The organism is Pseudomonas sp. NDM (assembly GCF_003105095.1).
Classification (GTDB): Bacteria; Pseudomonadota; Gammaproteobacteria; order Pseudomonadales; family Pseudomonadaceae; genus Aquipseudomonas; species Aquipseudomonas moraviensis_A.
On the sequence record NZ_QETJ01000161.1, the window covers coordinates 1 to 10,630 of the forward strand.

The 10,630-nt window shown below is 59.2% G+C and carries 8 protein-coding genes; 7 read left to right on the forward strand and 1 reads right to left on the reverse strand.

Features of this window, described 5'->3' with window-relative positions:
- Window positions 1-46: 46 nt before the first annotated feature.
- The gene (locus DCO47_RS22535) at window positions 47-1,423 is read right to left on the reverse strand and encodes a glutamine synthetase family protein (RefSeq protein WP_039757469.1); all 1,377 of its coding nucleotides are present in this window, start codon (window positions 1,421-1,423) and stop codon (window positions 47-49) included.
- 728 nt (window positions 1,424-2,151) lie between these two features.
- Here DCO47_RS22535 and DCO47_RS22540 point away from each other — a divergent pair.
- The 7 genes from DCO47_RS22540 (at window position 2,152) to DCO47_RS22570 (ending at window position 10,510) form a co-directional block, all read left to right on the forward strand.
- Entirely contained in the window at window positions 2,152-3,510 is a 1,359-nt protein-coding gene (locus DCO47_RS22540; RefSeq protein WP_042607058.1) for a glutamine synthetase family protein, read from the forward strand.
- A gap of 56 nt (window positions 3,511-3,566) precedes the next feature.
- Window positions 3,567-4,931: an aspartate aminotransferase family protein gene (locus DCO47_RS22545; protein WP_042607057.1), complete on the forward strand. Its 1,365-nt coding sequence runs from the start codon at window positions 3,567-3,569 to the stop codon at window positions 4,929-4,931.
- A 171-nt stretch (window positions 4,932-5,102) separates the two neighbouring features.
- Window positions 5,103-6,215: a polyamine ABC transporter substrate-binding protein gene (locus tag DCO47_RS22550; RefSeq protein WP_116658958.1), complete on the forward strand. Its 1,113-nt coding sequence runs from the start codon at window positions 5,103-5,105 to the stop codon at window positions 6,213-6,215.
- A 187-nt stretch (window positions 6,216-6,402) separates the two neighbouring features.
- Window positions 6,403-7,500: a polyamine ABC transporter substrate-binding protein gene (locus tag DCO47_RS22555; RefSeq protein WP_064364767.1), complete on the forward strand. Its 1,098-nt coding sequence runs from the start codon at window positions 6,403-6,405 to the stop codon at window positions 7,498-7,500.
- 63 nt (window positions 7,501-7,563) lie between these two features.
- Window positions 7,564-8,706 (forward strand): ABC transporter ATP-binding protein, encoded by a 1,143-nt coding sequence (locus DCO47_RS22560; protein ID WP_016772662.1) that lies wholly within the window; start codon window positions 7,564-7,566, stop codon window positions 8,704-8,706.
- Between the two features lie 35 nt (window positions 8,707-8,741).
- Window positions 8,742-9,623 carry an ABC transporter permease subunit gene (locus tag DCO47_RS22565; protein ID WP_173867416.1) on the forward strand — a complete coding sequence of 294 codons (882 nt, stop codon included), beginning with the start codon at window positions 8,742-8,744 and terminating at the stop codon, window positions 9,621-9,623.
- Window positions 9,620-10,510, forward strand: coding sequence for an ABC transporter permease subunit (locus tag DCO47_RS22570; protein ID WP_042606507.1), 891 nt, complete (start codon window positions 9,620-9,622; stop codon window positions 10,508-10,510). The genes DCO47_RS22565 and DCO47_RS22570 overlap by 4 nt, the downstream gene beginning before the upstream one ends.
- The last annotated feature ends 120 nt before the right edge of the window (window positions 10,511-10,630 follow it).

Here is a 10,630-nt window from a genome sequence, read left to right on the forward strand (position 1 = left end):
CTGCCGGCTGAAATAGCCGGCAGCGCTTTTTATTACCGCAAACGGTTTAAACGGTATGCAGATACCAGTTGTACTCAAGGTCGGAGATGGAGTGTTCAAACTCCTCCAGCTCGCTTTCCTTGCAGGCGACGAAGATATCGATGTACTTCGGATCGATGTACTTGGCCATCACCTCACTGTCGTCCAGCTCGCGCAGGGCATCGCGCAAGTTGTTTGGCAGGCTCTGTTCGTTCTGCTCGTAGCTGTTGCCTTCGACAGGTGCGCCCGGCTCGATCTGGTTGACCAGACCGTGGTGCACGCCGGCCAGTACCGAAGCCATCAGCAGGTACGGGTTGGCGTCGGCGCCGGCCACGCGGTGTTCGATACGCACGGCATCGGCCGAGCCGGTCGGTACGCGAATGGCCACAGTGCGGTTGTCCAGGCCCCAGCACGGCGAGTTCGGTACGTAGAACTGCGCGCCGAAGCGACGATACGAGTTGACGTTCGGGCAGAGGAAAGCCATCTGCGCCGGCAGGGTCTCGAGCACACCGCCGATCGCGTGACGCAGCGCGGCGTTCTGCTCGGGATCCTCGCTGGCAAAAATGTTTTTGCCGGCTTTGTCCAGAATCGAAATATGTACGTGCAGACCGTTGCCCGCCTGGCCCGGATACGGCTTGGCCATGAAAGTGGTGTCCATTTCATGGTCGTAGGCGATGTTCTTGATCAGACGCTTGAGCAGCACTGCGTAGTCGCAGGCCTTGATCGGGTCGGCGACGTGGTGCAGGTTCACTTCGAACTGCGCGGGGGCACTTTCCTTGACGATCGCATCGGCCGGGATGCCTTGCTCTTTGGCGCCTTCGAGAATGTCCTGGAGGCAGTCGACGTATTCGTCGAGGTCGTCGATCAGGTAGACCTGAGTCGAGTGCGGACGTTTGCCGGAGATCGGCGAGCGTGGCGGCTGTGGACGGCCGTTCACGTTTTCCTGATCGATCAGGTAGAACTCGAGTTCGAAGGCGGCGCAGATGGTCAGGCCGAGCTCGTCGAACTTGGTCACCACCTGACGCAACACTTCACGGGGATCGGCGAAGAACGGGTCGCCTTCGAGTTCGTGCATGGTCATCAACAGTTGCGCGGTAGGGCGCTTCTGCCATGGCTCGTTGCACAGGGTATCGGGGATCGGATAGCAGATGCGATCGGCGTCGCCGATGTCCAGGCCCAGACCGGTGCTTTCCACCGTGGAGCCGTTGATATCCAGAGCAAATAGAGAGGCCGGCAGGTTGATGCCTTTCTCGTAAACCTTGTGGAGGCTGGTGCGTTCGATGCGCTTGCCGCGCACCACACCATTCATATCCGCAATCAGAAGGTCAACGTACAGAACCTCAGGATGTTCCTTAAGGAACGCGTTCGCTTCGTTAAGCTGAACGGCACGCGGGGGTACCGACATGATGCAACACCTTTGTTGTTAAAAATATCAATCATTGATCTTTTCTGGTTTCAGTCAACCCGAACGGCCTGCCGAAGTCAAGCGAGGCCTTTTTTGCCCCGAAAAAGCGCTTGAAGGGCATTTATGGGGCACTTTGAGGCATTTTTTCAAACCTTGAACGTTGCTCAACTGCGGGCTTGAGCAGGCCGTGTTGTATTTTTTACGGGGGTGTTGTGTAAAAAAATGAACAAGGCTAAGCTCCGGTCAAACCCATAACAGCAATAATACCGGGGTGCTTCATGTCTCGCCTGCCGTTAATCGGCATCACCGACTGCTCGCAACAGTCCGGTCTGCATGCTCATCACATCAGTGGCGATCAATCCGTCCGTAGCGCAGCCAGCAAGGCGCGCAGCCTGCCGACGAGACTCTCGTCAACAGTCGACGAAACGGCAGCGTCCGATATTCTGGACGTCGGACACAGCATCCGCTTTATGGCGTCCCCTTCCACTATAGAACTCTTTCCCTCTCAAAGCCCATGCCGCGCTCAGCGTCGTGCTGTCGATTCTGCACGTTTGCAAAGTGCACGGGAAATGCAACACCAGCGCAAAGGGCAGGTAAGCTCCTCTTTCATTGTCTATGCGCGGTGCCAGGCGTAAGCCGGTACTGCGCGAGCAAGCCCCCCTTAACGCGACGCCCCAAGCGTCAAAATTGCCTGACATCGCGTCAGGAGACTCAGCCCAGAGGCATTTATGAGTAACAACCTCGACCAGCTCACCGATTGGTTGAAAGACCGCAAGATCACAGAAGTCGAATGCATGATCGCTGACTTGACCGGGATCACCCGGGGCAAGATTTCGCCGACCAACAAGTTCATCGCCGAAAAAGGCATGCGGCTGCCGGAGAGCGTGCTGTTGCAGACCGTGACCGGCGACTACGTCGAAGACGACATCTATTACGAACTGCTCGACCCGGCCGACATCGACATGATCTGCCGCCCCGACCAGAACGCGGTGTACCTGGTGCCGTGGGCCATCGAGCCGACCGCGCAGGTGATCCACGACACCTACGACAAGCAAGGCAACCCGATCGAGCTGTCGCCGCGCAACGTGCTCAAGAAAGTCCTGAAGCTGTATGCCGACAAGGGCTGGCAGCCGATCGTGGCGCCGGAAATGGAGTTCTACCTGACCAAGCGCAGCGACGACCCCGACTATCCGTTGCAGCCGCCGATCGGCCGCTCGGGCCGTCCGGAAATCGGTCGTCAGTCGTTCTCCATTGAGGCGGCCAACGAATTCGACCCGCTGTTCGAAGACGTCTACGACTGGTGCGAACTGCAGGAGCTGGACCTCGACACGCTGATCCACGAGGACGGCACGGCGCAGATGGAAATCAACTTCCGTCACGGCGACGCCCTGTCGCTGGCCGACCAGATTCTGGTGTTCAAGCGCACCATGCGTGAAGCCGCGCTCAAGCACGACGTGGCCGCGACATTCATGGCCAAGCCGATGACCGGCGAGCCGGGCAGCGCCATGCACCTGCACCAGAGCATCATCGACATTCAGACCGGCAAGAACGTTTTCTCCAACGAAGACGGGACCATGAGCCAACTGTTCCTGCATCACATTGGTGGCCTGCAGAAACTGATCCCCGAGCTGTTGCCGCTATTCGCGCCGAACGTCAACTCGTTCCGCCGCTTCCTCCCGGACACCTCGGCACCGGTGAACGTCGAATGGGGCGAGGAGAACCGCACCGTCGGCCTGCGCGTACCGGATGCCGGCCCGCAGAACCGCCGCGTGGAAAACCGTCTGCCGGGCGCCGATGCCAACCCGTATCTGGCGATCGCCGCGAGCCTGCTCTGCGGCTACATCGGCATGGTCGAGGGCCTCAACCCGAGCGCGCCGGTGGTCGGTCGTGGTTACGAGCGCCGCAACCTGCGCCTGCCGCTGACCATCGAAGATGCGCTGGAGCGCATGGAGAACAGCAAGACCGTCGAAAAATATCTCGGCAAGACCTTCATCACCGGCTACGTCGCGGTCAAGCGGGCCGAGCATGAAAACTTCAAGCGCGTGATCAGTTCCTGGGAGCGTGAGTACCTGCTCTTCGCCGTCTGATACGCCAGGCGCGGCGGCCAGCCGTCGCGCCTTCACCGATAACAAGGAGAATTGGCATGACCAGCAACAACCCGCAAACCCGTGAGTGGCAAACGCTGAGCAGCGATCACCACCTGGCCCCGTTCAGTGATTTCAAGCAACTGAAAGAGAAGGGCCCGCGGATCATCACCAACGCCAAGGGCGTTTACCTGTGGGACAGCGAAGGCAACAAGATCCTCGACGGCATGGCTGGCCTGTGGTGCGTGGCGATCGGTTACGGCCGCGATGAACTGGCCGATGCCGCCGCCAAACAGATGCGCGAACTGCCGTACTACAACCTGTTCTTCCAGACCGCCCACCCGCCAGCGCTGGAACTCGCCAAGTCGATCGCCGACGTCGCGCCTGAAGGCATGAACCATGTGTTCTTCACCGGTTCCGGCTCCGAAGGCAACGACACCATGCTGCGTATGGTTCGCCACTACTGGGCGATCAAGGGCCAGCCGAACAAGAAAGTCATCATCAGCCGCAAGAACGGTTATCACGGTTCCACCGTGGCCGGCGCGAGCCTCGGCGGCATGACCTATATGCACGAGCAGGGCGACCTGCCGATTCCGGGCATCGTCCACATCGCGCAGCCGTACTGGTTCGCTGAAGGCGGCGACATGTCGCCGGAAGAGTTCGGCATCTGGGCGGCCAATCAGCTGGAAGAGAAGATTCTCGAAGTCGGCGTCGACAACGTCGGTGCCTTCATTGCCGAGCCGATCCAGGGTGCCGGTGGCGTGATCATTCCGCCCGATACCTACTGGCCGCGCATCAAGGAAATCCTTGCCAAGTACGACATCCTTTTCGTCGCCGATGAAGTGATCTGCGGTTTCGGCCGTACCGGTGAGTGGTTCGGTAGCGATTTCTACGACCTTGCGCCTGACATGATGACCATCGCCAAGGGCCTGACTTCCGGCTACATCCCGATGGGTGGGCTGATCGTGCGTGATTCGGTGGTGGCCGTGCTCAATGAAGGCGGCGATTTCAACCACGGTTTCACTTACTCCGGGCACCCGGTGGCAGCAGCGGTGGGCCTGGAAAACATCCGCATCCTGCGCGAAGAAAAAATTATCGAGAACGCCCATAACGAAACGGCACCGTATTTGCAGAAACGTCTGCGCGAGCTGAACGATCACCCATTGGTGGGTGAAGTTCGCGGCGTCGGTCTGCTGGGGGCGATCGAGCTCGTGCAGGACAAGGCCACGCGCAAGCGTTATGAAGGCAAGGGCGTCGGCATGATCTGCCGGCAGTTCTGCTTCGACAACGGCCTGATCATGCGCGCAGTCGGCGACACCATGATCATCGCGCCGCCGCTGGTGATCAGCAAAGCCGAGATCGATGAGCTGGTTACAAAAGCACGCAAGTGTCTGGACCTGACCCTCAATGCGCTGCAGGCCTAGGTGCTAGGCTTTGAGCGGGGGAGCTGCGGCGCACTCGCTCAAAGCTGTCAGAAAGGCTGGTCTTTTGTTGAAAGACCGCCTCGGATCTTGCCAGACTAGCCGCGGTTCCGGTTGTCCGGGTTCGGCCGCTGAACAAAGTGGTTCAAAAAAGAAAAATTTGGAGCATGACGCATGAAGGCATTAGGTAAAAAGCTAGCTGGCAAGACTCTGCTCGCGCTGTCCATGGCGGGCATGATGGCGGGTGCGGTGCACGCGGACGACAAGGTACTGCACGTCTACAACTGGTCCGACTACATCGCGCCGGACACCGTGGCCAACTTCGAGAAAGCCACCGGGATCAAAGTCGTCTACGACGTCTTCGACAGTAACGAAACCCTGGAAGCCAAGCTGCTGGCCGGCAAGTCCGGTTACGACATCGTGGTGCCTTCCAACAACTTCCTCGCCAAGCAGATCAAGGCCGGCGTCTACCAGGAGCTGGACAAGTCCAGACTGCCGAACTGGAAAAACCTCGACGAAGACCTGCTCAAGGCTGTTGGCGACGCCAGCGACCAGGGCAACAAGCACGCCTTCCCGTATATGTGGGGCTCGATCGGCATCGGCTACAACCCGGCCAAGGTCAAGGCTGCGCTGGGCATCGACAAGATCGATTCGTGGGACGTGGTATTCAAGCCGGAAAACATCGAGAAACTCAAAAGCTGCGGCGTGAGCTTCCTCGATGCACCGACCGAAATGATTCCGGCGGCATTGCACTACCTGGGCAAGCCGACCAACAGCAAGGACAAGGCTGACCTCAAAGCCGCCGAAGACCTGTTCCTGAAGATCCGTCCTTCGGTTGCCTACTTCCACTCGTCCAAGTACATCTCGGACCTGGCCAACGGCAACATCTGCGTCGCCGTCGGTTACTCGGGTGACCTGGAGCAATCCAAGACCCGCGCTCAGGAAGCCGGTGACAAGGTCAAACTGGCCTACACCATTCCGAAAGAAGGCGCTGGTACTTTCTACGACATGGTCGCCATTCCCAAGGATGCCGAAAACGTCGAAGCCGCCTACAAGTTCATGAACTACCTGCTGGAGCCGCAAGTGATGGCCGGCATCACCAACGCCGTGCGTTTCCCGAACGGCAACAAGGCCGCGACGCGTCTGGTGGACAAGGACATCACCAGCGACCCGAGCATCTATCCGTCGGCTGAAGTGAAGAAGCAGCTCTATGCGATCAGCGATCTGGACGCCGCGACACTGCGTCTGATCACTCGCAGCTGGACCAAGATCAAATCGGGCAAATAAGCCGGTTTGTCGCCACAACCACTGGCCGTCGTCGCCGCGACGGCGGCCAGCGGATAATTAAATGACAGAAAGTTTTGCTGGATCGGTTTTTCGAAGGTAAGTTGCGCGCCGGTTTTGTTGTCGGGCAGCCATGGCTGTCATGCAGCGCGGGGGCAACTTGGGCCCAATCAATCTAGAGGACCTCCACTTGCCTGTATTTTCTTCTTTGCGCAAAGCCCTGCTGGCCGCTGCCGGCCTGACCATCGCTGTCGGAGCCCACGCCGCCGGTACGGTGCATATTTATAACTGGTCCGATTACATCGGCGAATCGACCCTGGCCGACTTCGAGAAAGAGACCGGAATCAAACCGGTCTACGACGTTTTCGATTCCAACGAAACCCTGGAAGGCAAGCTGCTCGCCGGGCGCACCGGTTACGACGTGGTCGTGCCGTCGAACCACTTCCTTGGCAAGCAGATCAAGGCGGGCGCGTTCCAGAAGCTCGACAAGACCCAGTTGCCGAATTATTCCAACCTCGACCCGGCGCTGCTCAAGCGTCTGGAGCAGAACGATCCGGGCAACCTCTACGCCGTACCGTATCTGTGGGGCACCAACGGCATTGGCTACAACGTCGACAAGGTCAAAGCCGTGCTCGGCATCGACAGGATCGACTCCTGGGCCGTGCTGTTCGAACCGGAAAACATCAAGAAACTGCACAGCTGTGGCGTCGCGTTCCTCGATTCGGCAGATGAAATGATGCCGACCATGCTCAATTACCTGGGCCTGAACGCCAACAGCACCAATACCAAGGACTACGAAAAAGCCACCGCCAAGCTGCTCGCGGTGCGTCCTTATGTGACCTATTTCCACTCCTCGAAGTACATCGGCGACCTGGCCAACGGCGACATCTGCGTGGCGATCGGTTTCTCCGGCGACATCTTCCAGGCGAAGAACCGTGCCGAGGAAGCCAAGAAGGGCGTCAACATCGCCTACTCGATTCCGAAAGAGGGCGGCGCGCTGTGGTTCGACATGCTGGCGATCCCCAAGGATTCGTCCAACGTCAAGGAAGCCCACGCCTTCATCAATTATTTGCTGAAACCTGAGGTGATTGCCCAGGTCAGTGATTACGTCGGTTACGCCAACCCCAATCCGGGTTCGGACAAGCTGATGGAACAATCCATTCGCACCGATGAAGCGGTTTACCCACCGCAAGCAGTCCTCGACAAGACCTACGTGTCGACCGAGTTGCCAGCCAATATTCAGCGTTTGATGACCCGCAGCTGGACCAAGGTCAAGTCGGGCAAATAACGCACAAACTATCCAGGGTTCGTCTTGCGTGGCGAACTGCTGCTTCTGTTGGGAGTTTCGTAAATGGCAGTTGCCTCCGGCGCCTACAAGAAAGCCCTCGAGGGCGACCAGACACCGAAACAGGTGCTGGTCAAAATCGACCGGGTCACGAAGAAGTTCGACGAGACGATTGCCGTGGACGACGTGTCCCTGGAAATCAAGAAGGGTGAGATCTTCGCCCTGCTCGGCGGTTCGGGATCGGGCAAATCCACCTTGCTGAGGATGCTGGCAGGCTTCGAACGGCCCACGGAAGGGCGGATTTTCCTCGACGGCGTCGACATCACCGACATGCCGCCGTACGACCGTCCGATCAACATGATGTTCCAGTCCTACGCCCTGTTCCCGCACATGACCGTGGCGCAGAACATCGCCTTCGGCCTGCAGCAGGACAAGATTCCCAAGGCCGAGATCGACGCACGTGTGGCCGAGATGCTCAAGCTGGTGCAGATGAGCCAGTACGCCAAGCGCAAGCCGCATCAACTGTCCGGCGGTCAGCGTCAGCGCGTGGCCCTGGCCCGTTCGCTGGCCAAACGGCCGAAGCTGCTGCTGCTCGACGAGCCGATGGGCGCGCTGGACAAGAAACTGCGCTCGCAGATGCAGCTGGAACTGGTGGAAATCATCGAGCGCGTCGGCGTGACCTGCGTGATGGTGACCCACGACCAGGAAGAGGCCATGACCATGGCCGAGCGCATCGCGATCATGCACCTGGGCTGGATCGCGCAGATCGGCAGCCCGATCGACATCTACGAAACCCCGACCAGCCGTCTGGTCTGTGAATTCATCGGTAACGTCAACATCTTCGAAGGCGAAGTGATCGACGACGCCGAAGGCCACGCGACCATCACTTGCAAGGACCTCGACCGGCAGATCTACGTCGGCCACGGTATCAGCACCTCGGTGCAGGACAAGTCGGTTACCTACGCGATTCGCCCGGAGAAGCTGCTGGTCACCGCGGACATGCCGACCTGCGAATACAACTGGTCGAGCGGCAAGGTCCACGACATCGCCTATCTGGGCGGGCACTCGGTGTTCTACGTCGAATTGCCAAGCGGCAAACTGGTGCAGTCGTTTGTCGCCAACGCCGAACGTCGCGGCGCACGTCCGACCTGGGGCGATCAGGTCTACGTGTGGTGGGAAGACGACAGTGGCGTGGTACTTCGCTCATGAACATGCGCAAATTCAAACGCCGCATCAACCGAATCATCCCCAATGGCCGGCAGCTGGTCATCGGGGTGCCGTTCATCTGGCTGTTCCTGTTCTTCATGCTGCCGTTCTTCATCGTTCTGAAGATCAGCTTCGCCGAAGCCGACGTGGCGATCCCGCCGTACACCGAGATCTACACCTACGCCGAGCAGAAGCTGCAACTGCTGCTGAACCTGGGCAACTACGCGATGCTCGGCGACGACGAGCTGTACATCGCCGCCTACCTCGGCTCGCTGAAAATGGCCTTCATCAGCACTGTGCTCTGCCTGCTGATCGGTTATCCGATGGCCTACGCCATCGCCAGCGCGCGCAAAGAGCTGCAAACGGTGCTGGTGCTGCTGATCATGATGCCGACCTGGACCGCGATCCTGATCCGCGTCTACGCGTGGATGGGTATTCTGAGCAATAACGGCCTACTCAACGGCTTCCTGATGAGCATGGGCCTGATCGACGAGCCGCTGCAGATCCTCAACACCAACCTCGCCGTGTACATCGGTGTGGTCTATTCGTATCTGCCGTTCATGATCCTGCCGCTGTACGCCAACTTGGTCAAACATGACCAGAGTCTGCTGGAAGCCGCGTCTGACCTGGGTTCGAGCACCTTCAACAGCTTCTGGAAGATCACCATTCCGCTGTCCAAGAACGGCATCATCGCTGGCTGCATGCTGGTGTTCATTCCAGTGGTCGGCGAATTCGTGATTCCAGAACTGCTCGGCGGTCCGGAAACCCTGATGATCGGCAAGGTGTTGTGGCAAGAATTCTTCAACAACCGTGACTGGCCGGTGGCGTCCGCGCTGGCGGTGGTGATGCTGGCGATCCTGATTGTGCCGATCATCCTGTTCAACCGCAGTCAGGCCAAGGAAATGGAGGGTAAAGAATGAAGCGCTTCCGTTTCTCCAGCCTGATGCTGGTACTGGGTCTGATCTTCATCTATCTGCCGATGCTGATCCTGGTGATCTACTCGTTCAACGCCTCGAAACTGGTAACGGTGTGGGGCGGCTGGTCGATCAAGTGGTACGTCGGCCTGCTGGACAACTCGCAATTGATGGGCTCGGTGCTGCGCTCGCTGGAAATCGCCTGCTACACGGCGGTTGCTGCGGTGGCGCTGGGTACACTGGCGGCGTTCGTGCTGACGCGCATCACTCACTTCAAGGGTCGCACGCTGTTCGGCGGCCTGGTGACTGCGCCACTGGTCATGCCGGAAGTGATCACCGGTCTGTCGCTGTTGCTGCTGTTCGTGGCGATGGCGCAGATGATCGGCTGGCCGCAGGAACGCGGCATCGTCACCATCTGGATTGCGCACACCACGTTCTGCGCGGCGTATGTGGCAGTGGTGGTGTCGGCGCGTCTGCGTGAGCTGGACCTGTCGATCGAAGAAGCGGCGATGGATTTGGGTGCACGGCCGTGGAAGGTGTTCTTCCTGATCACCATCCCGATGATCGCGCCATCACTGGCGGCAGGCGGCATGATGTCGTTCGCGCTGTCGCTGGATGACCTGGTGCTGGCGAGCTTCGTTTCCGGCCCGGGTTCGACGACCCTGCCGATGGAAGTGTTCTCGGCGGTGCGGCTCGGTGTGAAGCCGGAGATCAACGCGGTGGCCAGCCTGATTCTGCTGGCGGTGTCGCTGGTGACCTTCCTCGTCTGGTTCTTCAGCCGCCGCGCCGAAGAAGCACGCAAGAAAGCCATCCAGCAAGCCATCGAAGAAAGCGCCGCCGATTCGTGGAAGCAACCGGACGCGCGTCGCGCGCCTGCGCCACAGGCTGTGTGAGCCGAAGGGTTGGTCTCATTTCCGAGGCCAACCCAAATCCAGACTGTAGGAGTGAGCCTGCTCGCGATAGCGGTGTGTCAGCCAGGCATTATTCGGCTGAGACTCCGCTATCGCGAGCAG